At 61.1% G+C, this 26,899-nt stretch carries 27 protein-coding genes and 1 pseudogene; 20 read left to right on the forward strand and 8 right to left on the reverse strand.

The genetic code is table 11. From position 1 onward, the window contains the following. Nucleotides 1-60: 60 nt before the first annotated feature. From WIF35_RS05470 to WIF35_RS05500, 7 genes are all read left to right on the forward strand, one after another. Nucleotides 61-1,074 carry an IS110 family transposase gene (locus tag WIF35_RS05470; protein ID WP_412480426.1) on the forward strand — a complete coding sequence of 338 codons (1,014 nt, stop codon included), beginning with the start codon at nucleotides 61-63 and terminating at the stop codon, nucleotides 1,072-1,074. 286 nt (nucleotides 1,075-1,360) lie between these two features. Continuing rightward, nucleotides 1,361-2,143: a hypothetical protein gene (locus WIF35_RS05475; protein ID WP_412480550.1), complete on the forward strand. Its 783-nt coding sequence runs from the start codon at nucleotides 1,361-1,363 to the stop codon at nucleotides 2,141-2,143. An 82-nt stretch (nucleotides 2,144-2,225) separates the two neighbouring features. Next, the gene (locus WIF35_RS05480) at nucleotides 2,226-2,627 is read left to right on the forward strand and encodes a VOC family protein (protein WP_412480551.1); all 402 of its coding nucleotides are present in this window, start codon (nucleotides 2,226-2,228) and stop codon (nucleotides 2,625-2,627) included. Nucleotides 2,628-2,772: 145 nt separating this feature from the next. After that, on the forward strand, nucleotides 2,773-2,949 hold the full coding sequence (locus WIF35_RS05485) for a hypothetical protein (RefSeq protein ID WP_412480552.1): 177 nt from the start codon (nucleotides 2,773-2,775) through the stop codon (nucleotides 2,947-2,949). 52 nt (nucleotides 2,950-3,001) lie between these two features. Beyond that, nucleotides 3,002-3,472, forward strand: coding sequence for a hypothetical protein (locus WIF35_RS05490; protein WP_412480553.1), 471 nt, complete (start codon nucleotides 3,002-3,004; stop codon nucleotides 3,470-3,472). Nucleotides 3,473-3,527: 55 nt separating this feature from the next. Then, on the forward strand, nucleotides 3,528-3,887 hold the full coding sequence (locus tag WIF35_RS05495; RefSeq protein WP_412480554.1) for an iron chaperone: 360 nt from the start codon (nucleotides 3,528-3,530) through the stop codon (nucleotides 3,885-3,887). Nucleotides 3,888-4,085: 198 nt separating this feature from the next. After that, complete coding sequence (locus tag WIF35_RS05500) at nucleotides 4,086-4,538, forward strand: STAS domain-containing protein (RefSeq protein ID WP_412480555.1); 453 nt, start codon at nucleotides 4,086-4,088, stop codon at nucleotides 4,536-4,538. 19 nt (nucleotides 4,539-4,557) lie between these two features. Here WIF35_RS05500 and WIF35_RS05505 read toward each other — a convergent pair whose 3' ends face one another. From WIF35_RS05505 to WIF35_RS05515, 3 genes are all read right to left on the reverse strand, one after another. Further along, nucleotides 4,558-6,696, reverse strand: coding sequence for a putative bifunctional diguanylate cyclase/phosphodiesterase (locus WIF35_RS05505; protein ID WP_412480556.1), 2,139 nt, complete (start codon nucleotides 6,694-6,696; stop codon nucleotides 4,558-4,560). Nucleotides 6,697-6,808: 112 nt separating this feature from the next. Beyond that, on the reverse strand, nucleotides 6,809-7,702 hold the full coding sequence (locus tag WIF35_RS05510; RefSeq protein ID WP_412480557.1) for a nitrate- and nitrite sensing domain-containing protein: 894 nt from the start codon (nucleotides 7,700-7,702) through the stop codon (nucleotides 6,809-6,811). Nucleotides 7,703-7,707: 5 nt separating this feature from the next. Beyond that, nucleotides 7,708-8,901 carry a methyl-accepting chemotaxis protein gene (locus WIF35_RS05515; RefSeq protein ID WP_412480558.1) on the reverse strand — a complete coding sequence of 398 codons (1,194 nt, stop codon included), beginning with the start codon at nucleotides 8,899-8,901 and terminating at the stop codon, nucleotides 7,708-7,710. Nucleotides 8,902-9,126: 225 nt separating this feature from the next. Here WIF35_RS05515 and prfB point away from each other — a divergent pair. Then, nucleotides 9,127-10,231 (forward strand): peptide chain release factor 2 gene (gene prfB / locus WIF35_RS05520; protein ID WP_412480559.1). Its coding sequence is split into 2 segments (ribosomal slippage): nucleotides 9,127-9,207 and nucleotides 9,209-10,231, totalling 1,104 coding nucleotides; the frame shifts between segments, so codons are not numbered across the junction. Beyond that, nucleotides 10,231-10,551, forward strand: coding sequence for a cupin domain-containing protein (locus tag WIF35_RS05525; RefSeq protein ID WP_412480560.1), 321 nt, complete (start codon nucleotides 10,231-10,233; stop codon nucleotides 10,549-10,551). Before prfB ends, WIF35_RS05525 begins: the two co-directional genes overlap by 1 nt. On the opposite strand, the gene WIF35_RS05530 is transcribed toward WIF35_RS05525, so the two are convergent. Continuing rightward, nucleotides 10,542-12,854 carry a response regulator gene (locus WIF35_RS05530; RefSeq protein ID WP_412480561.1) on the reverse strand — a complete coding sequence of 771 codons (2,313 nt, stop codon included), beginning with the start codon at nucleotides 12,852-12,854 and terminating at the stop codon, nucleotides 10,542-10,544. The two genes, WIF35_RS05525 and WIF35_RS05530, sit on opposite strands and share 10 nt — an antisense overlap. A 158-nt stretch (nucleotides 12,855-13,012) precedes the next feature. Between WIF35_RS05530 and lysS the strand changes: the two genes are divergently transcribed. The 5 genes from lysS to WIF35_RS05555 all read left to right on the forward strand — a co-directional run bounded on the left by lysS (nucleotide 13,013) and on the right by WIF35_RS05555 (nucleotide 19,360). Next, a complete protein-coding gene (gene lysS / locus WIF35_RS05535) occupies nucleotides 13,013-14,512 on the forward strand; it encodes a lysine--tRNA ligase (RefSeq protein WP_412480562.1) in 1,500 nt (499 codons plus the stop codon). A 188-nt stretch (nucleotides 14,513-14,700) separates the two neighbouring features. Beyond that, nucleotides 14,701-15,501, forward strand: a complete 801-nt coding sequence (locus WIF35_RS05540) for a hypothetical protein (protein WP_412480563.1) — start codon at nucleotides 14,701-14,703, stop codon at nucleotides 15,499-15,501. Further along, nucleotides 15,501-16,025 (forward strand): hypothetical protein, encoded by a 525-nt coding sequence (locus WIF35_RS05545; protein ID WP_412480564.1) that lies wholly within the window; start codon nucleotides 15,501-15,503, stop codon nucleotides 16,023-16,025. Before WIF35_RS05540 ends, WIF35_RS05545 begins: the two co-directional genes overlap by 1 nt. A gap of 6 nt (nucleotides 16,026-16,031) precedes the next feature. Continuing rightward, complete coding sequence (gene mnmC, locus WIF35_RS05550; RefSeq protein WP_412480565.1) at nucleotides 16,032-17,966, forward strand: bifunctional tRNA (5-methylaminomethyl-2-thiouridine)(34)-methyltransferase MnmD/FAD-dependent 5-carboxymethylaminomethyl-2-thiouridine(34) oxidoreductase MnmC; 1,935 nt, start codon at nucleotides 16,032-16,034, stop codon at nucleotides 17,964-17,966. Nucleotides 17,967-18,088: 122 nt separating this feature from the next. Beyond that, nucleotides 18,089-19,360: a bifunctional O-acetylhomoserine aminocarboxypropyltransferase/cysteine synthase gene (locus tag WIF35_RS05555; protein WP_412480566.1), complete on the forward strand. Its 1,272-nt coding sequence runs from the start codon at nucleotides 18,089-18,091 to the stop codon at nucleotides 19,358-19,360. Nucleotides 19,361-19,633: 273 nt separating this feature from the next. On the opposite strand, the gene WIF35_RS05560 is transcribed toward WIF35_RS05555, so the two are convergent. Further along, nucleotides 19,634-20,563, reverse strand: coding sequence for a LysR family transcriptional regulator (locus tag WIF35_RS05560; protein ID WP_412480567.1), 930 nt, complete (start codon nucleotides 20,561-20,563; stop codon nucleotides 19,634-19,636). Nucleotides 20,564-20,646: 83 nt separating this feature from the next. Here WIF35_RS05560 and WIF35_RS05565 point away from each other — a divergent pair, with 83 nt between their 5' ends. The 4 genes and pseudogenes from WIF35_RS05565 to WIF35_RS05580 all read left to right on the forward strand — a co-directional run. Next, on the forward strand, nucleotides 20,647-21,657 hold the full coding sequence (locus WIF35_RS05565; protein WP_412480568.1) for a quinone oxidoreductase family protein: 1,011 nt from the start codon (nucleotides 20,647-20,649) through the stop codon (nucleotides 21,655-21,657). Between the two features lie 15 nt (nucleotides 21,658-21,672). Then, nucleotides 21,673-21,993: a YciI family protein gene (locus WIF35_RS05570; RefSeq protein WP_412480569.1), complete on the forward strand. Its 321-nt coding sequence runs from the start codon at nucleotides 21,673-21,675 to the stop codon at nucleotides 21,991-21,993. Nucleotides 21,994-22,094: 101 nt separating this feature from the next. Then, entirely contained in the window at nucleotides 22,095-22,985 is an 891-nt protein-coding gene (locus WIF35_RS05575; protein WP_412480570.1) for an alpha/beta fold hydrolase, read from the forward strand. Then, nucleotides 22,982-23,125 (forward strand): annotated as a pseudogene (locus tag WIF35_RS05580) (DUF2917 domain-containing protein); the annotation flags it as partial. The gene WIF35_RS05575 and the pseudogene WIF35_RS05580, both read left to right, overlap by 4 nt. Nucleotides 23,126-23,223: 98 nt before the next feature. Here WIF35_RS05580 and WIF35_RS05585 read toward each other — a convergent pair. After that, the gene (locus WIF35_RS05585) at nucleotides 23,224-24,288 is read right to left on the reverse strand and encodes an AraC family transcriptional regulator (protein ID WP_412480571.1); all 1,065 of its coding nucleotides are present in this window, start codon (nucleotides 24,286-24,288) and stop codon (nucleotides 23,224-23,226) included. Between the two features lie 2 nt (nucleotides 24,289-24,290). On the opposite strand from WIF35_RS05585, the gene WIF35_RS05590 reads away from it, so the two are divergent. Both WIF35_RS05590 and WIF35_RS05595 read left to right on the forward strand, forming a co-directional pair. Further along, on the forward strand, nucleotides 24,291-24,773 hold the full coding sequence (locus tag WIF35_RS05590) for a cupin domain-containing protein (RefSeq protein ID WP_412480572.1): 483 nt from the start codon (nucleotides 24,291-24,293) through the stop codon (nucleotides 24,771-24,773). Nucleotides 24,774-24,804: 31 nt separating this feature from the next. Beyond that, a complete protein-coding gene (locus tag WIF35_RS05595; RefSeq protein ID WP_412480573.1) occupies nucleotides 24,805-25,545 on the forward strand; it encodes an SDR family NAD(P)-dependent oxidoreductase in 741 nt (246 codons plus the stop codon). A 271-nt stretch (nucleotides 25,546-25,816) separates the two neighbouring features. Here WIF35_RS05595 and WIF35_RS05600 read toward each other — a convergent pair whose 3' ends face one another. After that, the gene (locus tag WIF35_RS05600) at nucleotides 25,817-26,077 is read right to left on the reverse strand and encodes a hypothetical protein (RefSeq protein WP_412480574.1); all 261 of its coding nucleotides are present in this window, start codon (nucleotides 26,075-26,077) and stop codon (nucleotides 25,817-25,819) included. Further along, nucleotides 26,074-26,880: a hypothetical protein gene (locus WIF35_RS05605; RefSeq protein ID WP_412480575.1), complete on the reverse strand. Its 807-nt coding sequence runs from the start codon at nucleotides 26,878-26,880 to the stop codon at nucleotides 26,074-26,076. The genes WIF35_RS05600 and WIF35_RS05605 overlap by 4 nt, the downstream gene beginning before the upstream one ends. Nucleotides 26,881-26,899 lie beyond the last annotated feature (19 nt).

The following is a 26,899-nucleotide window of genomic DNA, read 5'->3' on the forward strand; positions in this document are numbered from 1 at the left end:
TCTAGCGGGACACTGAGTGCAGAGCAGCCAAGAGGCTGCGAGCTGACCAGGAGGTGTGCCATGAAAGCTGTACGCATCGGTCTTGATATTGCCAAGACGGTTTTCCAAGTCCACGGCGTGGATGAGCACGGCAAAACAGCGCTCAAGAAAACGCTGTCCCGCGGCGAAGTGCTCTCGTTCTTCGCCAATACGCCAGTCAGTCTGATTGGTATCGAAGCCTGTGCCGGCTCGCATTACTGGGCACGGGAACTGATCAAGCTGGGCCACGATGCCCGACTGATGGCCGCCCAGTTCGTTTCCCCCTACCGCAAGAGCGGCAAGAACGACGCCAACGATGCCGAGGCGATTTGTGAAGCCGTAGGCCGACCGAACATGCGCTTTGTTCCCGTCAAGTCTGAAGAGGCGCAAGCTGTTCTCGTCGTGCATAGGGCACGCACGCTGACCGTCTCCGAACGGACCGCACTGGTTAATCAGGTGCGGGGTTTGTTGGGCGAATTCGGGATTGTGGTTGGACAAGGGATTGCCCAAGCGCGTCGGCTGCTGGCCGACATCGGCGCGGGCGGTCGGCAATTGCCGACCCTGGCCCGTGAAACCGTTGGCGAGCTACACGACCGCTTGCGAGCACTCGACGAGCGCATCCTCGCTTACGACCGAAAGATAGCCACCTTGGCCAAGGCCTGCGAACCGGCCCGTCGCCTGATGGCAATCGAAGGTGTGGGTCCGGTGACAGCCACAGCGCTGGTGGCCAGTGTAGGCAATGCCAGCGCTTTCAAGAGTGGCCGGCAATTTGCAGCCTGGCTTGGGCTAACGCCCCGACAGAATTCCAGCGGTGGCAAGACGAAACTAGGGGCCATCAGCAAGCGCGGCGATGTGACGCTGCGCACTTTGCTGATTCATGGCACCCGCTCGGTATTGCGCCTGACAACAGGCAAGACGGATCGTAAAAGCATTTGGGCAGAAGCGCTCAAGGAGCGTAGTTGTGCCAACGTCGCGGCAGTTGCGCTGGCCGCCAAAAATGCACGTATCATCTGGGCAATGCTGTCCAGAGGCACTGAATACCAAGTGGCAAGCTGACGCTTGCTTTGATCAACCGATTCATCAGATTCCCGCCTGAAGATTGCGAGCGAAATGAGTTGATGGGACAACGGTTCAGACCGACGTGGAGAAAGCCTGATAACTAGTTTGGTCGAATCAAGGCCGCTCTACTAATGAGGCTTCCACGGAGCGAATGTCATCAGGGCCGATACCGACGGGTGTCAAAGTAGGCCGGATAGATTCCTGCAGGCTGTTACCAACGAACCAACAACTTATTACTTGCAAACTGGGGGAGTCCATAGATACTAGTTAGAGCTATACGCCCATGTATCTCCTACTAACCGACGAAACCAATCTTCAGGCTGGAACCAAAGTAGAGTTCTTTTCCTACGGCGGTCTGATTGTCTCGGCCGCGAAGGTCGCAGAACTACACACTCGCATCGCGGAGATACGGAAGGTTCATGGCTATCTTCCCGGCGACAAATTGAAGTTCGACACGAATGCTCGTCCGAAACAAGTGACCGTTGAGGCCGCCACCACAGCGAAACGCGACGTAATTGGTGCTTGCATCGCATGCGACTGCAAGTTCATTGCCTACGTCATTCTTCACGCAATCGTTCGGAACACACCATTGGAAACAACCATTCAATGGGGTGCTGACCACGTAATAGGGAAGTTCAATTTCTTTCTGCATCGCCAAGACGCCATGGGCATCGTCGCTATGGATCGCCTGCCTGATGGCGTCGAATTCGATTATCTCTCCAACAAGTTCAGTGGAGGTCTCAAGCTGCAAGAGGGCGAATCGGTAGATCTTGATCGGATCACCTTGTTCTCATCTACCTGCATAAACGCATCACACCTAAGCTCTGCAATGGATATCGTACTTGGCTCATGGCGGTACTGCATTAACAGCCCGATGAATACGGACGCTGCAAAGGCAATGATGGTCGAACTCACCAAGCTAATTTGGTGCGAGCGCGAAGGCGACAAGCTATTCGCATTCGAGAAGGGGTTGGTGTTTCGGCCAAAGGAAGTGCAGGTCGCCGGCTTTCAAGCAAAGTACTCGGCTCTCCTAAATCACATAAATGCACTTATCGCTCATGTATAGCTCTAACACTTCGTTCGAGGCGACCTGCGCGAAAAGCCGCGCAGGCGCCTCAACTTCACGTTATGTTTGTTAAAGGAAGGTCATGAGCAATCCAATCACTAAAGGCGTCCATCATATCGGGCTTACCGTGTCGAGACTGGAAGAAAGCGCCAATTTCTTTATCTCGCTGCTTGGCTGGAAAGAAGTGAAGAGAAATCCCGAGTACCCAGCCATTTATGTCAGTGACGGAAGCATCATGCTTACTCTGTGGGCAACCAAGGAAGAGCCCTCCATCCAATTCAACAGACATAAAAATATTGGCCTACACCATGTGGCTCTTTCCGTTGAAAGTGAGGACGATTTGAACGCTATTCACAAGCGCCTCGTCGCCAACGGGACCAAAATTGAGTTTGCGCCTGAGCAATTAGGAAATACCCCTGCAAAGCACATGATGTGCTTTGAACCCAGTGGTATTCGAGTGGAATTCATATGGCTTGGGAAATAAGTACGCAAAACATAAGCCTGTGCTCAAGCTCGCTCCCTGCGGTTGCTGAGACGCGCCTTTGGCGCGCCCTTTAGCTCCACGTCGGAAATTACCTATGTCGTGGTTTTGGTCGAAATCTCGCACGGGAAAAGTTGTTGAGGGGGGTTTGAACCTTCTCGATGGTGCAGTCGCTTTTGGCTTGGTTAGTGGGGCCGCTATCGTTTTTGCATTTGGAAAGTTTCTTCTCGGCGGTGTGCTTGGCGCTTTAGCACTCGGCGTTTTCGCCCGTATGACCCGGCGCACCAAATCCAACGCTTCCGCTGCCCAAAAACCAAAAGCATGAACATCCATCGCTCTGCTCCTTCAATGGAGCGATAACCTGTAAGGAGTGCCCCATGCAACGCTTGCTTCTGATCAACCTGCTCTGCCTCGCCTGCTCCGCTCCCCAAATGGCGCTGGCTGCCGAGGCGCAGGATTGCCCGTTTACGGCGGACTACCTTTCGCAGCGGCTCGACAAGAAGTTGAAGGTGGTCACGGCCGGCAAAGGCTTGCTCGGCAAGGCTTGCGAATATGCCGACGATAAGCGCTCGGTGAAGATTGCGGTGGATGCGGGGCCGAACCCGGCGCCGTCGGGCGAGATGTGGCGCAAGATGTCGAACCCGCCGGGAACCAAATGGGAAAGCGTGCCGAACGACGCCGACAAGGCGGTGACGCTGGCTGCCTATCCGAATGGCGAGCCTTACCCTGCGCTGAGCTACGAACGCAAGGGCTGGCTGGTGACGATCAATGTCATGGGTGTGAGCGGCAAGGCGGCGGTCGGCCAGTGGAATGCCAAGCTGGTGCACTTGAAGCGGCTGCCTGAATGAACGTGGATTCCGCCCCCTCTTTCATGCACGAAGGGCAAGGTCCAGCTAAAGCGTGATGCCCGAGCGCCCCAAATTCACCTCCCACGAGCAATACGCCGCCGCCCCTGAACAGGCACAGGCGATGCTGCTGCGGATCCAGTCGCTGGTCGAGGCAGCACTGCCGGAGGCTGAGCGCTGCATTGCTTACAACATGCCGGCTTATCGCCTGGGCAGGGTGTTTTTCTATTTCGCCGCCTTCAAGAACCACTTGGGCATCTATCCGCCGCTCAAGGCTGATGCGGCGCCTCTTCGCGAAGTGGCGCCGTTCAGCAACGAAAAAGGCAATCTCGCCTTCAAGTATGCGGCGCCGCTTCCCTACGAGTTGATCGCCCGGGTGGCGGTGGCTTTGGCCAAGGAATACGCCGGCCGTCGATGACTTGCCCGTTTCCGATGGCCCCACCCGTTGCACATTGAGTAGCGCTGATCGCATTGTTCAAGCTGCGGTTTTTTGCCTTTTTCGACAGTGCACCGCAGCAGCGAGATTTCTCCGAAGACTGCGCTGGCAGAAGCGGCCTCGGGCTTCCTGCGCGGGCACAAAGCTTGCAACGCAAGGGAAAAACGATGGAGAACCGCCGTGCCACACACCCTGCGCCTTGCCCCTGCCCCGAGCCTTGATGACATCCTGTCTCTGCCGAGCCATTTCGATTTCACTGCAGCTCGCGAATTTCTCAAGAAAATCAATGCCATTGCCGAGCCAGAGTGGCCGGCGAGCATTACGCTCGATTTTTCCCGGACCGATTACATCGACACGGCCGGGCTTGGGGTTTTGTTGTTGTTCGGCGAACGTTTTGGTGGAAAACGGACAATACGGTTTAGCGGCGCCCGCGGCCGGGTCCGCGAATGCCTGGAGATCGCCCGCATCGAGGAACGACTGAGCGGATGGAATGCCCAGGCAGGCAGTTACGACTTGCGGGTTTGCGCCAGCTGCGGCAAGACAGCGCACGGACAGTGCGACGGCAGCCTGCATGCCGCCGCACGTTGCCGACGGACCACCGCCGCTGCCGCCGTGGAGCGCCTGGCCGCCTGATTGGCCGGCACCCCTGCGCTCAGAGACTGCGGCGGGCGGCGAGAAAGGCTGCCGCATCGCTCGCCGGCAGCGGCTTGGCGACCAAGTAGCCCTGATATTCCTCGCAGCCGAGGGCGTTGAGCACGGCCATCTGCGAGTGTGTCTCGACACCTTCGGCGACGACGCGCAGGTTCAGGCTGTGGGCGAGCGAGATGATGGCGCGGGTGATGGCCACCGCTTCGTTGCCGCCGTCGCATTCCTGCACGAAGGAGCGGTCGACCTTGAGAATGTCGATGGGGAAGCGCTTCAGGTAAGCGAGCGAGGAATAGCCGGTACCGAAGTCGTCGATGGCGATGGAAACACCCATTGCCTTCAGTTCGTAGAGCACGGCCAGCGCCTGCTGGACATCGCCCATCAGCATACTTTCGGTGATTTCGAGTTCCAGGTTGGCGGCGGGCAGGCCGGCTTCGTCGAGCGCCGACTGGATCAGCCCGGCCAGGTCTTTCTCGCGGAACAAAGTGGGTGAGATGTTGACGGCCATGCGCAGGTCGGTATGGCCCTGCGCGCGCCATAGCGCGGCCTGCATGCAGGCTTCGCGCAGCACGAAGCGCGTCAGGTTGCCGATCAGGCCGTTCTCTTCGGCCAGCGGAATGAAGCGAACCGGCGACACGGCACCGAATTCGGCACTCTGCCAGCGCACCAGGGCCTCGAAGCCGCAGGGACGGCCACGGGCATCGACCTTGGGCTGATAGACGACATACAGCTCTTGCTCCTCGACTGCCTTGCGCAGTGCAGAATCGAGCGCCAGGCGCTCGCGCGCGGCGATGTTGAGCGACTCGGTGTAGAACTGAAACTGCCCCTTGCCCAGGCCCTTGGCATGGTGCACGGCAGCGTCGGCGTGGCGCAGCAGGGCTTCGAGGTCGTCGGCATCGTCGGGAAAGACGCTAACCCCGATGCTGCAATTGACGCGCAGTTCGTGACCATCGATGTTGATCGGGCTGGCCACGATCTCCTGGATGCGGTGCAGGATGTGCAAGGTCTCGCTCAAGCCGCCGTGGTCACCGAGGATGAGCACGAACTCGTCGCCGCCGTAGCGCGCCACAGTGTCGGAATCGCGCAGGCAGGCCTTGAGCCGGCGGGCGACCTCGACCAGCAGGCGGTCGCCGGCACCGTGGCCGAGGCTATCGTTGATGAACTTGAAGTTGTCCAGATCGACGAAAGCCAGCGCCCCCTGCGTACCCTGCCGCTGGGCCAGGCGCATGGCCTGGTGCAGGCGGTCCTGCAGCAGGTTGCGGTTTGGCAGGCCGGTCAGCGGATCGTGCGTGGCCTGGTACTCGAGCTGCTGCTGGTAATTGCGCTGGGCGGTGATGTCCTCGACCGTACCTTCGTAGTAGAGCGGCTCGCCGTCGCGCCCGATGACGGCGTGGGCGTTCTCGGAAATCCAGATGCGGCTGCCGTCCCTGCGATAGACCTCGGATTCGAAATCGGTGACGCGACGGTGCTCGCGTATCTGGCGCTTGAATTCGTCGCGCCGTTGCGGATCGACATAGAGCCGCCCGGCAATATCTGACAGGCCGGCGATCAGTTCTGCCGGCGTCGCGTAGCCGTAGAGCGTGGCCAGTGCCTGGTTGGCGGCCAGATAGTGGCCGTCGATGGAGGTCTGGAACATGCCGACGACGGAATCCTCGAAGATGCTGCGATAGCGCATCTCGGCATCGGCCAGCAGGCGCAGGCTGAGGACCTGCTCGGTGACGTCCTCGATGAAGCCTTCGAGAACCATTTCGCCCGATTCGTCATGCACGATGGTGCCGCGTTCGAGCACCCATTTCTCCAGGCCATCCTTGTGCCGGATGCGGTATTGCGTACGGTAGCGCCCGCCCTGCGGGATAGCCTCGGCAATGGTGTTGCGCACGCGCGCCCGATCCTCCGGGTGGGTGATCATTTCGAGCGAGGCCCCGCGGTTGAACTCCATTTCGCCCGGCGAATAACCGGTCAGTTCGCGGCAGCCATCGCTGACGAAATGCATGGTCCAGTGTTCGTCGATGGCGCAGCGAAAGACCATTCCTTCCAGGTTGTTGACCAGGACCTGGAGCACTCGCTCGCTATCGATACCGCTCCAGGGGGAAATACGGCGTTTACGCACCATGTGCAGACCATTCGACAATAAGGTTTGATTCACGACCAACTTTTCCGGGCCTCGGCACGCAGCCGACAGCCCTCATTCGAAACAAGGTAAATATTTCACCGCCCCGCTCGGGCGCCGACGGCATTTCTGGGTGAGGCAAGGCTGATTAACCCAGTAACAGGGTCATGCCGCCGGGTGCCTGCGGCGACACCCGCTCCAGCGCCTGGCCGCTCTCGCCGACCCAGGCTACCACGCCATCGACCGCTCGGGTCGCCACACCGAAATACTGCTCGGGCGACACCTTGATCCCGTCGCCAGCCAGGATGCTGCTGCGTACCAGGCCGATCAGTTCAATGATGGCCGAGCGCGCACGCGGCGACGACTGCCCCGCATTGCTCGCCCGCAGCGCCTGTTCGAGCAGGCCTTCGACCTTGCTGACCAGGAACATCAGGCGAACGCGCGCAACCGGCGAACAGGCCTTGCGCGCCGCGACGCTGCTGCCGATGGCGCGCATCTGCCCCAGGCACTCGGCCAGCGCCGGCAGGCGGTAGGCAAAATTGCGCACGGTGCCGACCTGATCGGCGCGGTCGAGCAGCGGCTCCAGGCGGGCCTCGCCGACGGCGGCCAGCCAGTTGAGCAACTGCGAGATCAGCTGGCTGTGCTCGGCGATGCTCTGTTCCGGTGTCTTGCCGGGCAGTGCGTCGACCAGGCTGCGCCAGCGGAAGATGAACAAGGAAACGTCGTTGCCGGTAAAACATGGCGCATGGCGTGCGGTCTCGCCGCGGGCATCGCGTTGCAAGGCCGGCAGCAGGGTGTCGATGACCGCCTGTTTCTCGCGCAGGCGCGGTGCAAAGGAGGCATCGCCGGAGAGCCAGGCGCTGCTCATGCCGCGATGCTGCTGCAGGTTGACCACCAGCTCGAAGAGCACCCGGCTGGCGGCCAGCACTTCCGGCAGGCTGGCCTGCGGCCGACGGCCGGCCGCACGCAGCGCCTTCCAGACAAAGGGCGTCAGGACTGCCGCCAACACGGCACCGATTAGCCAATAGATCAGGTCGCTCATGATGCTCACTCGTATTGGTAGGTTTTGATCAGGTCGGCCAGCTGCACGGCCAGTTGGTCGACGTAGCGGGACAACTCGCTGCTGTCGCGGACCAGGATTTCGTTGCGGTCGGCCAGCTGCGCCAGATGCTCGATGTCGCGCGCGATGTTCTGCGCCGCTTCGCTCTGCTCGGCGCTGGCCGCAGCGATGTCGCGCACCAAAACCAGCGTGCGCTGCGACTTGCCGGCCACTTCGTGCAGGGTCGTCGCCGCCGCCTCGCCCTCGGCCGCGCTCTCGGCGGCCCGGGCATTGCTGGCCTGCATGGTCGCCGCCATCTGTTCAATCTGCAGCTGGATGCGCCCGATCAGTTCGCCAATTTCACCGGCCGCCACGGCGCTGCGCTCGGCCAGCTTGCGCACCTCATCGGCGACCACGGCGAAGCCACGCCCCTGTTCGCCGGCCCGCGCCGCTTCGATGGCCGCGTTGAGCGCCAGCAGGTTGGTCTGCCCGGCAATGTCCTTGATGACGCCGACGATCTGACCGATTTCCTGCGACTGCTCGCCGAGTTCGCCAGCCGTACGCGCCGAAGCGGCGACCGTGGCCGCCAGGTTGGAAACGGTGGCAGCCAGGGTGCCGACCTTCTCAGCCCCGTGACCGGTCACGCTCATGGTTTCTTCTGCAACCTGGGCCGCTTCGCCGGCCTGTTCGCTGGCCAGACGCAGGCTGACCGTCAGCTCTTCGAGCGAGGCGGCCGAAGATACCGTCAGGTCACGCTGCTGACGCACGCCTTCGTCGCCGCCCTCGGCATTGGCCGTGGTTTCGTGGGCGACGCTGTTCAATTCCTGCGACGAGCGGTCGAAGGCTTTGACCACCTCGACCAGCGAACGCAGCATGCTGTTCATGTATTCGCCGAGCGGCGCCAGGCGGCTGCCGGAGGTTTTCATGCGGCGGTGCAGATCGCCCTTGCGCACCGCCTGGCTGAAGGCGAGCAATTCTCCCAACCAGGCGTCGCAGGCACGAAACAGGCTGAAGCCGGAGGCCAGCACGGCCAGCACGGCCACCGCCGCCAGGGCGATGAACAGCCCGTTGGCCGCGGCGATGGCATAGCCAAGCGCCGTAGCGGCCAGGCAGACAAGAATCATGTGCAGCAAGGCCGGGCCGGCCAGCAGACTGGCGCCGGCTGCACTCTCTGGGGGCTGTTGGGCAGCATTCTCGGTCATCGTTCGATCCCGTTATCGTGTTTTACTCAGCGATAGCAAGATCGTTGCCAGACTCAACAAGCCGATGTTTTAAAAGAGATTCACAGTTAAACAGGAAGCATGCGACACAATGTCAAAGCCCGGAAACGATTATTTCGCACCATCACGGTGCAGGAACATCGCCCCAAAATGGACGGCAGCCGCGTTGTATAATCCGCGGTTTGCAATTAACCGGTTGATATAACAATGGAAGCCGAACAGCTCAATAGCATCTCCAACAAGCTCGACGATCTGGCGCAGCGCGCCGCCGAGCTTCGGAGGTATCTTTGACTACGATCACAAACGTGAGCGTCTGACCCTCCTCAACAAGGAGATGGAAGATCCCAAGATTTGGGACGATCCGAAACGCGCCCAGGAACTGGGCCGCGAAAAGAAATCCCTGGAAGACGTCGTGCTGGTGCTCGAAGCCGTCGACGCCGGCATCAACGACGGCCGCGAACTCTTTGACATGGGCAAGGAAGACGGCGACGACGACACGCTGCTCGCCGTGGCTGCCGACAACGAGGAACTGGAAAAGAAGGTCGCCAACCTCGAATTCCGCCGCATGTTCAGCAACCCACAGGACCCGAACCCCTGCTTCCTGGAAATCCAGGCGGGCGCCGGTGGTACCGAGGCACAGGACTGGGCTTCCATGCTGCTGCGCATGTACCTGAAGTACGGCGAACGCAAGGGGTTCTCGGTCGAGGTCATGGAAGAATCCGAAGGCGACGTGGCCGGCATCAAGAGCGCCACCGTCAAGTTCTCCGGCGACTACGCCTACGGCACCCTGCGTACCGAAACCGGCATCCACCGCCTGGTGCGCAAGTCGCCGTTCGACTCGAACGCCCGCCGCCACACCAGCTTCACCTCGGTCTTCGTGTATCCGGAAGTCGATGACTCGATCGAGATCGACATCAACCCGGCCGACGTGCGCACCGACACCTTCCGCGCTTCCGGCGCCGGCGGTCAGCACATCAACAAGACCGACTCCGCCGTGCGTCTCACCCACGTGCCGACGGGGATCGTCGTGCAGTGCCAGAACGACCGTTCGCAGCACCGCAACCGTGACGAAGCCTGGTCCATGCTGCGTGCCCGTCTGTACGAACACGAGCTGCGCAAGCAACAGGCCGAGCAGCAGAAGCTGGAAGACGCCAAGTCAGACATCGGCTGGGGCCACCAGATCCGCTCCTATGTGCTCGACCAGAGCCGCATCAAGGATCTGCGCACCAACTATGAAGTCGGCAACACCCAGGCCGTGCTCGATGGCGACCTGGACGACTTCATTCAGGCCAGCCTGAAGCAGGGCGTGTAATGCCCAACCTGTTCGCGGAATTGCCGGCCACTGCTGCGGTGGACGAGCAATTTCGCGAAATTTTGCAGCGCCCCGGCCTGCGCATCGAGCGCATCGTGTCGACCGGGCAAAGCAGCCCGCCCGATTTCTGGTACGACCAGCCGCAAGGCGAATGGGTCTTGGTGGTGCAAGGCGAGGCAAAACTGCGCTTCGCGGACGAAGCCGAAGCCCGCCACCTGCGTGCCGGCGATTACGTCGATATTCCCCCGCATTGCCGCCATCGCGTCGAGTGGACGCCGGCTGGCCAGATCACGATCTGGCTGGCCGTGCATTACGATTGAGCGGCGCCCTTCACGATCGAGGCCCGCTCCAGGCACTGCAGCATCGTGCTGTACAGCGTCTGCGGATGGAAGGGCTTGCTGACGAAACCGTTCATGCCGGCATCGAGGCAGCGCCGCTTTTCCTCGGCAAAGGCATTGGCCGTCAGCGCGATGATGGGCAAACCCGCCCGCCCCTCCATCTGACGGATACACCGCGTCGCTTCGACACCGTCCATGTTCGGCATCAGCATGTCCATCAGCACGACGTCGTAGTCGTTCTCGCGCACCATTTCGAGCGCAACTTCGCCGTTTTCCGCCACATCGACCGCAAAGCCGAGCCGGCCGATGATGTTGCCGGCGACCATGCGGTTGACCACTTCGTCCTCGACCAGCAGTACCTTTACGCCACGGAAACGCTCGCGCAACGTCTCCTCCGGCGGCAACTCGCCAATGACAGGACGGCCGACAGCGCGTCGCTCGGTGCCACATTTCAGGCGCGCCGTCAGCCAGAAAACACTGCCTATCCCTTGTCGGCTCGATACGCCGACCTCACCGCCCATCGCTTCGGCCAATTCCTGCGTGATGGCCAAGCCAAGGCCGGTACCGCCATAGCGCCGGGTGGTCGAATTATCGGCCTGACGGAAAGCCGAAAAAATCGTATCCAGCGCCTCCGGCGGAATACCGATACCGGTATCCTCGACCTCGAAGCGCAGCAACACGGTATCGCCGGCATCTTCGAGAACGCGCGTGCGCAGCGTTACGCTACCCAACTCGGTAAATTTGACGGCATTCGAGGCGTAGTTAAGCAAGGCCTGACGCAAACGCAGCGGATCGCCATAGACGATGGCGGGCACGTCACTGGCCTCGACCTTGAGTTCGACACCCTTGGCTGCCAACTGCGGCTCGACCATGCTGACGACTTCAAGAACGGTTTCTTCGATCGATAGCGGAACCGATTCCAGCTCCATGCGACCGGCCTCGATCTTGGACAGATCGAGAATGTCGGAAATCAGCGCCAACAGGTGCTGACCAGCCGCTTCGATATGATCGACGCTGGTTTTCTGCTCGTCGCTCAGGGCATCGTATTTGAGCAGATGGGCAATACCGAGGATGGCGTTGAGCGGCGTGCGAATCTCGTGGCTCATGTTGGCCAGGAACTCGCCCTTCATGCGTTCCGCCCGCTCCGCCGCATCCTTGGCACGAAGCAAGTGGGTAGCCAGCTGTTGTTCTTCGCTGATATCGCGGACAAGCAGTGCAAAGCGCTGGCCGTTCGCCCCCGACTCGATTTCAAGGCCGGTCAATTCTATGGGGAAAGTTTCGCCGCTCTTGCGCCTGCCCTGGCAACGCTGACGTTGAACGCTCTGCCCCTGCAAGAGCATTGCCAAGACACTCGGCGCACAATCGGTCAGCTTCTCAGCAAGCAGCCCAAGCGTCGGGGCCTGCTGGACGCAGTCGCACGCCTCCACCCCGAACATCGCCCGTGCGTTGTCGTCAAGCGTTTCGACGCCCCCTTCTCGGTCAACAATCGCAACACCGAGAGCAGTCGCCGAAAGCAGCATTTCGCTGCGTTCGACGGCACGCTTGCGCACCAGAAGGTTGTGGATGCGCGCCCGCAACTCCTCATCGAGGATCGGTTTTTGTACGTAATCGTCGACACCCAACTGGAACAACTCGATGCGCCGTCCGGGGTTGTCGAAGGCGGTCACGGCCAGAATGGGCACGCCACCCTTCGGTAGCGGCAGGCGGCGGATACGGTTGATCAGGCGCGGCCCGGTCATGCGACCGCCCAACACCACGTCGCACAGCACGAGGTCGTAATCGTTTTCGGCGAAGGACTGCCAGGCTTCGTCAGCCATGGCGAAGGCATCGACGGTCGCCCCCCAGGAGCGTAACAATTCCTCGAGGACCAATCGCTGGTCGCGCGCATCCTCGATATAAAGAATGCGGCAACGCATGGGCTGCATCAGCTCGACGTAGTGGCGCATGAAGCGCAGCAATTCGTCGATATCCTGCTTGCGGAACAATTCGGTGACGCCAGCCTGCGTCGCCGCCGTCGCCAATTCGGCGCTCGGCGTTGCCGTCAGCAGGACAACCGGTTCGACGCGGGCATGCCCCTGTTGGCGCAACTCACGCGAAAAGGAGACGCCATCGCTATCCGGCAATTGGCCGGCGACGACGAAAAAATCGAACTTGGTCGCCGCGATGAGTGCTGTCGCTTCCTGCCGGGAACGAGCCAACAGCACCTGCACGCCGGGAAAGTGGCTGAGGTATTGCTGCAGTATCTCCCGGTAAATCGGGGAGGAATCGACCAATAGAATATTCAAGCTGTACTCCCTGCACCTGCTGCGCTTCCCGACACGAATCAGTGGCTTTCTATGCGCTCTAAGCGGCGGCGCCCTTGTTCCGACCGGGGGTAATCGGCGAAAATAACACGTTTTAAGCTAGCCATCGGCTCGCGCACTGTTTTTCAAGGATTTTTTTCATGTCGAACGCCGAACAGCCCATCCAGCAAGACGAAAACCACATCATCGCCGAACGTCGGGCGAAGCTTGCCGAATGGCGCAAGACCGGTCAAGCCTTCCCCAACGACTTCCAGCGCGAGAACACTGCGCAGAAGCTGCACGAAGGCTACGGTGAGAAATCGACCGAGGAACTCGAAGGAATGCCGGTCGAAGTCAAGGTCGCCGGCCGCATGATGCTCAAGCGCGTCATGGGCAAGGCCTCCTTCGCCACGCTGCAGGACGTTTCCGGCCGCATCCAGGTGTATGTCGCCCGCGACAAGGTCGGCGAGGAATCCTATGCCGCCTTTAAGGGCTGGGACCTGGGCGACATCCTCGGCGTCGTCGGCACCCTGATGAAGACCAAGACCGGCGAGCTGACCATCCAGGCCGCCGAAGTGCGCCTGCTGACCAAGTCGATCCGCCCGCTGCCGGACAAGTTCCACGGCCTCGCCGATCAGGAAATGAAGTATCGCCAGCGTTACGTCGACCTGATCATGAACGAGGAAACGCGCGCCACCTTCCGCGCCCGCTCCGGCATCGTTGCCGCGATCCGCAATTACATGACCGGCCATGGCTTCATGGAAGTCGAGACGCCGATGATGCACCCGATCCCCGGCGGCGCCGCGGCCAAGCCCTTCGTCACGCACCACAACGCGCTCGACATGCAGCAGTTCCTGCGCATCGCCCCGGAGCTCTACCTGAAGCGTCTGGTCGTCGGCGGTTTCGAGAAAGTCTTCGAGATCAACCGCAACTTCCGCAACGAAGGCTTGAGCCCGCGCCACAATCCGGAATTCACCATGATGGAGTTCTACGAGGCGTATGCGAACTACCATACGCTGATGGACTTCACCGAAGGCCTGATCCGCCAGGCCGCCCGTGAAGCGCTGGGCAAGGAAGTGTTCGAATACCAGGGCCGCGTGCTGGATCTGTCCAAGCCCTTCCATCGCCTGACCATCATCCAGGCCATCCAGCGCGAACAGCCGGACTTCACCAACGAGCAACTGGCCGACGCCGAGTTCCTCAAGGCCAAGATCGTCGCCTTCGGCGAGAAGGTCAAGCCGGGCGGCCTCGGCAGCCTGCAGCTGCAATTGTTCGAAGCCTGTGCCGAAGCCAAGTGCTGGGAGCCGACCTTCATCATCGACTACCCGGTCGAAGTCTCGCCGCTGGCCCGTGCTTCCGACACCAACCCGGAAATCACCGAGCGTTTCGAGCTCTTCATCGTCGGTCGCGAAATCGCCAACGGCTTCTCCGAGCTGAACGACGCCGAAGACCAAGCCGCCCGCTTCCAGGAGCAAGCCAAGGCCAAGGATGCCGGCGACGAAGAGGCAATGTATTACGACGCCGATTTCATCCGTGCGCTCGAATACGGCCTGCCGCCGACCGGTGGCTGCGGCATCGGCATCGATCGCCTGATCATGTTGCTGACCGACAGCCCGGCGATCCGCGATGTGATCCTCTTCCCCCAAATGCGCCCCGAATGAGGATGGTCGGCTGCGCTTGGCGATACGGCGTTGCGGCGAGCTTTGCATAGCGCTGCTATGCGGCAGCCCGCCGCGCCTTGTCTCGCCAGCGCTCGCTCGACCATCGGCCGTGACTATTCAGAATGCGTCATTCCCGCGAAAGCGGGAATCCAGGCGTTTTCCCTGGCGCGTACCCAATTAATTTCCTTGTGACCGAAAACCTGCAATCCCTCGAAGCCGCTGCCCGTGCCCGACTGGCGACCCACCATAGCCGGGCGCTGGTTTTCGAGCACGAGGGCCAGCGCTACGTCGTCAAGAAGCTGGCGGCCAAGCCACGCAAGCTGATCCAGACGCTGTTCATGCGCTGGGTGGTCAAGCACCTGACCGGGCAGCCGTTGCCCTTGCGCACGCTGGCGCTGTCGGAAGCGGCGGGCAGCATGGAGTACGAGGCCAATCGGCTGAAATCGATGGCGGCGGCGGGCATGCGCGTACCACGCGTGGCCTTGGTGACGCCGGAATTCTTCGTACTGGAATTCTGCGGCACCGTGGTTGCCACGCTGCTGGAGAAATGGACGGCCGAGGAATGGCGGCGCGAGTTGCCGCGCCTGGCAACCGAGCTCGGCGAATTCCACCGCTCCGGGTTCTGGCATGGCGGCGCCCAGATCAAGAACATCACGATGCAGGATGGCCTGAGCTATCGCATCGACTTCGAAGAGAATTTTGGCGAATTCCTGCCGTCCACCGCAGTACAGGCCGCCGACCTCGTGCTCTTCCTGAATTCCATCTCGCTGGCCGGCCCCATCGTCGAGAACGAATCGCGCCAATTGCTGCCGCAATTGCTCGACTGTTATTTTGCCGCCAATCCCAACGACGAGATCAAGGCCATCATCCGCCGCGGCCTGCCCTTGATGAATCGTTTGGCAGCCTTCGCCGGCCTGTTCCAGCGCTGGTCACGCAAGGGAATCCGGCGCATCATCATTCTTGTCGACGTGCTCAACGGATTGAAGTAATGCAACTGCGCCAGATACAGGTCGCCCATGACAGCGTGCAGGATCGCCTGATCCTGCGCGTTGCCACGCAGGCCAACGAGGAATTCCGCATCTTCCTGACCCGCCGCTTCCTGCGCAAGCTGTGGCCGCGCCTCGTCGACATGGTCGCCGCGCCGCTGGTCATTCCAGCCATGGACAGCAATCCGGAGGCTGCCGACAGCTCAGCCAACACCACCTTCGATGAGCCTTTCCGCGACGCCGACTCGATCTTCCCGCTTGGCGCGACGCCACTGCTCTCCAGCGAGTGCCAGCTAACCAAACACAGCGATGGCGCCATCCACCTGACCTTCCGCGAGGGCCGCGAGCGCAGCTTCAACCTGGTGCTCGACGCCGGCCTGCTGCAAGCCCTGTGCGCCATGCTGCGCGCCGCTGTCGACAAGGCGCAATGGGACCTGACCCTCGATTACGGCAGCACTGCCCCGGCGGCCGAAACACCTGTCCCGCCGCTCACTGGCGGCCCGGAAAAACACGGCCTGCTGCACTGATCGGCGGTGGAAAAGCTCGTCCCCGCCCACCTCGAATTCGCCGACGACGGCACGCCCTGGTCGGCCAGTTTCGGCGACGTCTATCACTCCGCCCACGGCGGCCCGCAGCAGGCGCAGCACGTTTTCCTCGCCGGCAACGATTTGCCGCAGCGCTGGCAAGGCCAACACCGCCTCGTCATCCTCGAAACCGGCTTCGGCCTGGGCCTCAACTTTCTCGCCACCTGGCGCGCCTGGCGCGACGATCCGCAACGCTGCCAGCGCCTGCATTTCGTCTCCTTCGAGAAGCACCCCTTCTCGGCTACCGACCTCGCCATCGCCCAGCGTGCCTGGCCGGAATTCGCCGACCTCGCCGCCGAACTGCAAGCCCACTGGCCGCCGCTGACGCCAGGCGTACATCGCCTGCACCTCGACAACCATCGCGTCATCCTGACCCTGATCTTCGGCGACGCCACGAAGCAACTGCGTACCATCGATGCTTCGGTCGATGCCTTTTACCTCGACGGCTTTTCGCCGGCCAAAAATCCGGAGCTGTGGACGCCCGAGCTGTGCAAGTCGCTCGCTCGCCTCGCCGCGCCCGGCGCCACGCTGGCCACCTGGTCGGTCGCCGGCCATGTGCGCGAAGCCTTGCAGGCAGCCGAGTTCGACCTGGAAAAACGCCCCGGTTTCGCCGGCAAGCGCCAGATGCTGAGCGGCCGCTTCCGCTCGCGCCGCCCCAACCGCCACACCCCGCCAGTCAAGCGCCGCGCCATCGTGATCGGCGCCGGCATCGCCGGCAGCACCAGCGCCTACGCCCTGGCCGCCGCCGGCTGGCAGGTCACGGTCCTCGAAGCGGCCGACGGCCCCGCCACCGGCGCCTCCAGCAACCTGGCCGGCGTGCTGCGTCCGCTGCCCAGCGCCGACGACAACCGGCTGTCGCGCCTGACCCGCGCCGGCTACCTGGCCACCCGCGCCCTGCTCGGCTCCCTGCCAGACGCCCGCTGGTCGGCCTGCGGCGTGCTCCATCTCGGCCGCGAACCAATCCATGAAGCACAGCAGAAACGTACCATCGAAGCGCTCGGCCTACCGGACGACGTCATGCAATTCGTCGACCGCGACACTGCAACGGAAATGCTCGGCTGGCCGGTCGACACCGGCGGCTGGTGGTTCCCGAACGGCGGCTGGGTGCAACCGCCCTCGGTCTGCCGCGCTGCGCTGGCCGCTTTTCCCGAGCGCATCGCCATCCAGTACGCTGCTGCGGTGCACTGCCTGAAAAGGGCAAAAACCGAAACCAGTGACACGGCAGACACTTGGCAAGCACTCGCCGCCGACGGCACCGTCCTCGCCGAAGCGCCGGTCGTCGTCATGGCCAGCGGCGCTGCCGCTCCCGGTTTCGAGCAATTCGCCTGGCTGCCGCAAAAAGCCGCCCGCGGCCAGGTCACTCACCTGCCAGCCACAGCCACTCCGCCACTGCCGCACGTTGTTTGCAAACTCGGCTACGCCATGCCCGAAGTCGATGGCCTGCGCCTGATCGGTGCCACGCTGCAAGCCGGCGACACCGATCGATCGTTGCGCGAGATCGACCACCGCGAAAACCTCGCCCGCCTGAACCTCAGCCTGCCCGGTTTTGCGCCGGAACTTGACGTCGCCACGCTGGGTGGCCGCGTCGGTTTCCGCCCGATGTCGCCGGACCGCCTGCCCATGGTCGGCCCGGTGCCGGATGTCGTCGCCGCCACGCCCAACACCCGCCAGCACGCCCTGCCCCGCCAACCCGGCCTGTGGTGCGTGCAGGGCTTTGGCGCGCGCGGCATCGTCTGGTCGGCGCTGATGGCCGACCTGCTGGTGTCGCGTATCGAAGGCGAACCGCTACCGCTGGAAATCGACCTGGTCGATGCCTGCGACCCCGGCCGTTTCCTGCTCAAGGCCGCCCGCCGCCCGGCCGAGGAATCGGACGACACGACCTGACCGGCGAGGTCGCGTATAAGCTTAGATGCCGATGTGATTAGTCATACGCGCTTGCCATGGCTAATATCCCGCAGCTCCTGTAGACTTTTTTCTTTTACCGACAACAAAAGAGAGACACGCGCATGAAGATCGAAACCATTGCCGTCCACGGCGGCTACTCGCCCGACCCGACCACCAAGGCCGTTGCTGTCCCCATCTACCAGACGACCTCGTACGCCTTCGACAGCACCCAGCACGGGGCCGACCTGTTCGACCTGAAGGTTGCCGGCAACATCTACACCCGCATCATGAACCCGACGCAGGACGTGCTGGAAAAGCGTGTCGCCGAGATGGAAGGCGGCATCGCCGCCCTGTGCATGGCCTCGGGCATGGCCGCCATCACCGCCGCCATCCAGACCATCGCCGAAGCCGGCGACAACATCGTCACCTCCAGCACGCTGTACGGCGGCACCTACAACCTCTTCGCCCACACGCTGCCGCAATACGGCATCGATGTGCGTTTCGCCGACTACCGCGACCCGGCCGCCTTCGAGAAGCTGATCGACGCCAAGACCAAGGCCGTGTTCTGCGAATCCGTCGGCAACCCGCTCGGCAACATCACCGACTTCGAAAAGCTGGCTGAAATCGCCCACAAGCATGGCGTGCCGGTCATCGTCGACAACACCGTGCCCTCGCCCTACCTGTGCCGCCCCTTCGAGCACGGCGCCGACATCGTCGTGCACGCGCTGACTAAATACCTCGGCGGCCACGGCAACTCCATCGGTGGCATCATCGTCGATAGCGGCAAATTCCCGTGGGCCGAGCACAAGGCCAAGTTCAAGCGCCTGAACGAGCCGGACGTCTCCTACCACGGCGTGGTCTACACCGAAGCCCTCGGCCCCGCCGCCTACATCGGCCGCGCCCGCGTCGTGCCGCTGCGCAACATGGGCGCAGCGATCAGCCCGTTCAACGCCTTCCTGATCCTGCAAGGCATCGAAACCCTGGCCCTGCGCATGGACCGCATCTGCGAAAACTCGCTGAAGATCGCCCAGTTCCTGCAAAACCATCCGAAGTGCAGCTGGGTCAACTACGCCGGCCTGCCCGACCACAAGGACCACGCGCTGGTCCAGAAATACATGGGCGGCCGCGCCTCCGGCATCCTCAACTTCGGCGTCAAGGGCGGCCGTGAAGGCGGCGGCAAATTCCAGGACGCACTGAAGCTGGTCACCCGCCTGGTCAACATCGGCGACTGCAAGACGCTGGCCTGCCACCCGGCCTCGACCACGCACCGCCAGCTGTCGCCGGAAGAACTGGCCAAGGCCGGCGTTACCGAAGACATGATCCGTCTGTCGGTCGGCATCGAGCACGTCGACGACATCATCGCTGACCTCGATCAAGCGCTGAACGCCGCCTGATCCCTCGGCCTTGCATTGTCACGACGATGCCGACATGACTGGAAAACGGAGCCCATCGGGCTCCGTTTTCTTTTGCAAAAACCAACGGCGAGACTCAGCCCACCCTGTCAAGGGCAAACCCCTCTATCGATCGCCCCCCGCAAAACACGGGTCACTCAACAAAGCAAAATATCCGCTTGACCGTCTCGCAATTCATTATGGAATGCCACGGATCCGCCTGGTCTCTGCACGCCCTCGGCAAATTAGGAAGGGCATCCGGCTAACACCCCCGAATTATCGAGCCTGACTCGGCCGCTTTCTTTCACCCGATAGCAGGGCCTGAGCCTCAGCAACGATGTTGACCAATAAATCGGCAACAAGACGCACCCTTGGCGAGCGTTTGACGTCCGGGTGCATCACCAACCAGATGTGCCTGCTGATCGGGCACACCGGGTCGGACAACAGCGTCAATCGTGCATCTTCAGCTGCCAGAAAATGCGGCAGGACGGTGACGCCAAGCCCGACGCGCGCCGCATTCATCAGTGCAGACAGATCATTGCTCCGGAAAACGAAACGGCGTCCACCGGCAATCTTTTGCAACCACTGCTGTTGCGGCACCTGAACCAGGCTGTCGTCATACCCCAGAAATTCCCATTCGCTTTCTGCACGGTCTGCATAGCCAAGGGCGGCATAAAGGCCATAGCCCATCTCGCCAATACATCGCGCAACCAGCCCCGGCGCCGTTGGCCGGGACATCCGAATGGCCAGATCGGCTTCTCCACGCGCCAGATTTGCATCACGCGACTCGCCGATGATTTCCAGCTCGATGTTTATCCACTGAGCACGCACGCCAGCCAGTCTCGGCACCAGAAAGTACCCAGCCATGACAGGAGGGGCGGAAACACGCACGGTTCCGTGAAGAGAAGATACCCCCAAGGCAACCCGTGAAAACGTCTGCGCCTCATGTTCCAAGCGCAGGGCCTGATCAACCAGCGTTTCTCCCTCATGCGTCAATGACCAGCCTTTGGGCAAGCGATCAAACAGGCGGATGTCCAATGCCTGCTCCAAGGCCTCGACCCGGCGGGCCACCGTCGAATGCTCCACCCCCAGTTTGCGGGCAGCCCCCGACAGGCTCCCCACTCTCGCCAGCTCAAGAAAGTAGCGGACATCGTCCCAATGCAGAGAGTGTTTCCCGGCAGCGTTGCTTACTGTGTTTTTTTGCACATCGAATGCCTAACTTTTTGGAATTGTTGTGTGATTTTGCTCAATGTAACCTGCCCTCGCAAGATCACACTCAGGAGAACAGCATGTCCATATCCTCAATCGCCGGGCAAACAGCTCAGTCGGTATCCCAAGTCATCATCAATCAATATGGCGATGCATCCAGTCTCTTTATCAGAGAGGCAATCCTGCCGCCCCCGCCGGAAGGACAAATCCGCATTCGGCATACCGCAATCGGCGTTAACTTCGTCGACATCTATCACCGCACAGGCCTCTATGCGCTGCCGGCACTCCCCGCTGTGCTGGGGGTTGAAGCAACTGGCGTCGTTGAAGCGATCGGTCCGGGCGTCGAATCGTTGTTGCCGGGGCAGCGCGTAGCCTACGCCGGACCGCCAGCCGGAAGCTACGCCACTGCACGCAATCTTCCGGCCGAGCGGGCGCTGCCAATACCTGACGACATTCCGGACGACACCGTCGCCAGCCTGCTTTTGCGCGGCATTACGACACACATGCTGTACTCGCATGTCTACCCGCTCAAGGCCGGTGACACCGTACTGGTGCATGCTGCCGCCGGTGGTCTCGGCCTGGTGCTGGTGCAATGGGCCAAATCCCGTGGCGCTCGGGTAATCGGCACCGTTGGCTCAGCGGCCAAGGCAACCATGGCCAAGGAACAGGGCCTGGACGAAGCGATTCTTTACCGCAAAGAAGATTTTGTGCGAGCCGTTCATAGGCTGACCGATGGGCGAGGCGTTGATTACGCAATTGATGGCATTGGCGGTCAAACCCTGCTGCAGACCCTGGACACTGTTAGACCTTATGGCATGGTGGCCAGCGTCGGCCAGGTTGCTGGCGATGCCGGTCCAATCGATTTGGCCCTGCTCGGACCAGGGCGCTCCATTGCCCTGGCCCGGCCCGGGGTATTCCGCTTCATGTCCGATCTGTCGCGCTACCGCGAGGGCGTGCTGGCGACGTTCGAGCAATTACGGAACGGCTTGAAAGCAAACATTGGCCAGGTGCTGCCTTTGACACAGGCCGGCGAGGCACAGCGCCGACTGGAAGCCGGAGAGACCAGCGGTTCAATCCTGCTGCGTCCTTGAATGAGGGAGAGCGACATGTTGTATCTGATTGTTCTGTCCTATCTGCGCCCCCTGGCCGAGGTGGATGAATACATGGATGCCCACCGAGCGTTTCTCAAAAAGCACTATGACGCGGGACACTTCCTGATTTCCGGTCGGAAAGAGCCGCGCACTGGCGGCATCATTCTGGCCAGGGCAGCCTCGGCAGACGAGGTGCTCACTTGGGTTTCCGAAGATCCCTTCAGGCAGGCAGGCGTTGCTGCCTACGAATTCATTGGGTGGACGCCGACCATGGCGGCAAACGGATGGCCTTTCGGCCACCCGCATCTGGAAAAGACTGGCGGGATCGGTCAATAAGCTGTCGGTGTCAGTCACTGCCCTTCCGGCAAAGTTACATCAGACTCCCAGCCGTCTTCTTGCTTACAGACACGACAGCCGATCAATCTGGAGTACACCCGATGAATATCCTGCAAACCATCGTTCTGGGTTGCGCACTCACCATCCATGCGAACCCGGCCAATGCGTATGCATCCGCCGAAACCACCCATTATGTCGAGCGCAACCCTGGACGCATCGCTTATGACGACAGTGGTGGCAACGGGCCGGTGGTCATCGCCATTCCCGGCATGGGTGACTTGCGCGGACAGTACCGCTTTTTGCGTCCGAGGTTGATCCATGCCGGTTATCGTGTGATCACCATGGATATCCGCGGCCACGGCGATTCTTCCGTCCAATGGTCCGATTACTCCGCGAAGGCGACCGCGGAGGATGCGTTGGCGGTGATGGACCAATTGGGAACAGACACCGCCTTCATCGTCGGAAACTCATTTGCAGCCGGTGCTGGACTCTGGGCGGCCCGGCAACGCCCTGAAGCCATCCTTGGAGTCGCCATGATTGGCCCGATCCTGCGTGATATTCCTTCGTCCCCCCTGATCAAGGGGATCGTGTATCTGGGCCTGGCCGGCCCTTGGCGAGTCGGTTTCTGGACGACTTACTGGGACAGCCTGTTCACACTGAACAAACCGAGTGATCATGCGGCTTACCGCGAACGTCTGGTGGCCAATCTGCGCGAAGAAGGACGAATGAATGCCTTGCGCCAGATGGTCGCCCTCTCCAAGGCAGACACCGAATCCATCGTCGGAAAAATTCCGGTTCCGGTCTTGGTCATCATGGGGAGTCGCGATCCCGATTTCCGCGACCCAATGGGGGAGGCCGCATGGCTTTCCGGAAAGACGAAGGGGCAAGTCGCCATCGTTCAGGGCGCGGGTCATTACCCTCATGTTGAACTGCCTGATCTGGTAGCGGGCGAGTTGGCGACATTCCTTGATCGCCTGAAAGGACAGAGATGAACGCCCAGGCAGGTGTCTGTCAAGAAATACGGCTGGGGCCGGGACAAATCCACCGGATCGAAGCGCAGGCCGGAACATGCATCAAGGCTTGCGAGGGCTTGCTATGGCTGACCGTCAGCAATTCCAGGGAGGACCATTTTCTCTCTGCAAACCAGACCTATCGTCTGGAACGGAAAGCCATTCTGCTGATCGAAGCCGCCGGAACGGGCGGCATTGCGTTCTCGATCAGCCATCGCCACTATTTGCCCCGATCCTGGACCTGCAGGCTCTGGCGTGCCGCCATGGGCGTCTGGCCAGTCCAGCGTTTGAAGGCACGATGGAAAGCGCTTGGTTCTGAAAAACCGAGCAGATATGCCACCTCTCCCAGCGCAAGGCGTTGATCGGCAATGAAATCGCGGGCAGCTTTCAGCCGGAGTGCTTCGTACAAGGCATTGAACGAGGTTCCCTCCTCGCTCAATCCCCTTTGCAGACTGCGTTCGCTAAGACAAAGCTTGCTTGCGACGAGTGCAAGGCTGACTTTGCCATTCGACAAATGCTCCAGAATCAAATGGCTGACCCGCCTGGTCAACGAATCCAGGTCAGTGCTTTGCATCCCCTCCAACAGTCGGTCGGCATGGCTGGTAACGATTCTTGACAACGCCGGATCCGCATCGGGAACAGTAGCCGAGAGTGACCCGCTCCGGAATAGAAGCGAATTGGTCAACGTCCCGAACGTGGGTGTCACGCCGAATATCCGGCGAAATTCGGCAGTGTTGGCAGGAGCTGCATGGATGAAGCCTGCGGCCAGAACTTCTGGAGGCTTTCCGGACATCTGCTCGGCAATGGTCAGCAGGGCGGCCATGGTGAAATCCGAGGCATGTCTGCAGGGCATCTGCAGGGGGGTACGAAAGAAATGTTCGATCTGAACACCATCGGGGCGCTCTGTCAGCGAGAACTCGGCCACGTCATGCATCAAACGGTTATAGCGGGCCAGACGTTGTACTGCGACGAGAAGGGTTGGCGCCGTGCGTACCACGTAATCAAGCACGTCGAACATGCCGGGGCGAATCAATTCGGCAACGTGAAGTCCAAAGCAATCGTCATTGGACAATTCCGCCGCCATGTTCCACAAGGCGTTCTCCATGTCGAGCGGAATCCGCGCATCGACATCGTCAATCAACGCAAGATCGAATCCGGTTGCACGGACAAGTTCGTGGACAGAGGCACCAAAGACCTCCGTCCCTTTGAGGATGATGGCCGCAATTCGAGCGGATACCATCGTACGGACTGGATGATTCATTCTTTTAATGACAGAAAGGCTCAAGCATGAACGAACTTCAAAACCTCGCCGTCAATGCGTATACCGCACCGACACGGACGACTCCCTCGAATTATCCCGAAGAATTCGCGCGGCGCATGCTCGGTCGCACAAAACGCCCCCTGGGTTCCCTATTCGGCATCAGCAACTTTGGCGTCAATTTGACGACACTGGCACCGGGAGCGGTATCAGCACTCCGGCACTGTCACTCCAAACAGGAGGAATTCGTCTTCGTCCTCGAGGGAACGCCAACCTTACGCACCGACGAAGGCGATACCCTGCTGTCGCCTGGCATGTGCGCTGGATTCCGCGCCGCTAGCGGCAATGCGCATCAGTTGCTGAATCTCACGAGCAGCGACGTCATTTACCTGGAAATCGGTGATCGAACACCGGGGGATGAAGTCAGCTACCCCGACGACGACCTGCAAGCCGTATCGATGGATGGCCGCTGGGAGTTCCGAAAAAAGAACGGCTCACCATTCGAAAAGTAATCGCTTCAAGATGAAAAATCAGGAGATAAAAATGACGCAACCAAGCAAAATCGCAATCGTTACCGGGGGCGGAACCGGCATTGGACGAGCGGTGAGCCTCAAACTGGCGAGAGAAGGATGCGCTGTCGCGGTGGTCTATTCTCAAAGTGCCAAGCAAGCCGATGAGACGGTCGGTCTAATCCAGGCCCAGGGTCGAGACGCTTTCGGCATCAGGGCCGATGTCTCCGACAGAACGGCGGTATCGGCCATGATTGACAGCGTCGTGGCGCGATGGGGCAAGCTGAATTACCTCGTCAATAACGCCGCCATCACAAGGCAGTTGCCTTTCGATGAACTGGATCTTGTCACCGATGAGATATGGGACGAACTGCTCTCGGTCAACCTCAAAGGCACGTTCAATTGCTGCCAGGCCGCAGCACCCATCCTCCGCCAGCAACGTGGAAGTGCCATAGTCAATGTGGGTAGCATCGCAGGTGAGACAGGTTATGGCTCGTCCTTGCCCTATGCCGTTTCCAAAGCTGCCGTACACGGCATGACCAAATCCTTGGCGCGAGCTCTCGCTCCGGAAGTACGGGTGAACTGTATTGCCCCCGGCGCTGTCGATACACGGTGGTGGTCAGGCTATGAAGAAAAGATGCGCAAACTGTCTGGCGCCCTCCCGCTTCAACGCATTTCGACCCCTGAAGATATCGCTGAATCAATCTATATGCTTTTGATTTCGCCTTCGATCACCGGGCAAATCCTGCGGGCAGAAAACGGGCAAACGCTTTAGCCCCAGGCGCTTCACAAAAGAAGAAACGAAAGCGCTTGTTGGGGGGCATCATGGCACCCTCCAGGCTGCTCATGGGCCAGCCTGGCGATGCTCGTTTTTCTTTTCAAGGGCCGGAAGTCGGTACGGGAAAACACCAGCTAGACAGGCACTCGGCCGGCGCAGGGAAATAGCCTGAGGACAGCTTGTTGCGATCTTCACGCCTTTTTCCCTTTCCATGCAGTACACCGCAGCAGTGGTGGATTAGGCGGTATTCCGTTCAATGACTGACAAATCAGTATTGCAGGTCGCTCTCATCCATCGCCGGTAACTTCGGCTGCGGCACGCTGGTAGAGTAGAGGACGCCGGCGCAGCAGCCGAAAAAGGCGACGATTGCAGCCATGCTGGGCGTCCAGGTGTCGGCCATGCCGCGCGTAGCGAGGAACCAGAAGAAGGTGCCGGCGGCGGGTACCATCATGGCGGCGCAAAGCCCAGCACAGACGAGGGCAATCTTGTGCCCGATGTGGCGGGGCTTGCGGATGATTTCTTCGGTCATTCGGCCTCCTCGACCATGAGCCAGATGGAACGGTTGTCTTTGACATCGCTGGTGCCGACGCTGAAGGCGCCGCCCTGCTGGCCGGCGGCCTGTTTGCCGGTGCCGCCCAGTTCGATCCATTCGCCGAGGCGGCCGGATACCGTGGTTTGCAGACGCTGCGAGCTGACCGAACCCGGCCCGTAGCCGCGGTCGAAGCTCTCGGCCTGCTGGGAAATTTCCAGCGTCACGCGCTGGCCATTGACGCGTGGGGTGGCGTAGAAGCCGCTGCCGATGTCGCGGTAGATGACGCCTTCGTTGATCATCGCACCGCCCGGCCCGATGATGGTCTGGCGCATGGGCACGGCGAGCGAACGACCTACTTGGATAAAAGCGCGCCCGCCTTCGACCGTCTGTACCATCTGCGAGCCGCTCTCGCTGCGCACGCTGCGCGTATCCCAGACGCGCGCCTGCACGTTGGCGCGGCTGGTACTGCCCAGGGTGACCGAGCCGCTGCCTTGGGCACCGCGTGCGCCCTCTTCCGACTCGCGGTTCTGGGAAATACGGATGATCAGCCGGCGCGACGGCGTATCGATGGCGGCCAGCGCCCGCTTGATTTCGGAGCGGTTGCGCGGCGAGGCCTTGAGGAAGAGCTGGTTGTTCATGCCAGTCAGCGTGCCGCCCGGCTCGACCAGCGGCAGCAGCGTGGGCAGCACTTCATCGACCGTCTTGCTGCGCAGCTCGATGATTTCCATCTGCTGCGCACCGACGGTCAGCACCCAGAGGGCGACTGCTGCGGTGCACAGCCATTTCAGGGCAATTTTCATGGGGCCTCCCTAGCGTGCG

The sequence above is a fragment of the Azonexus sp. IMCC34839 genome, from assembly GCF_047047955.1.
In the GTDB taxonomy this organism is placed as follows: Bacteria; Pseudomonadota; Gammaproteobacteria; order Burkholderiales; family Rhodocyclaceae; genus Azonexus.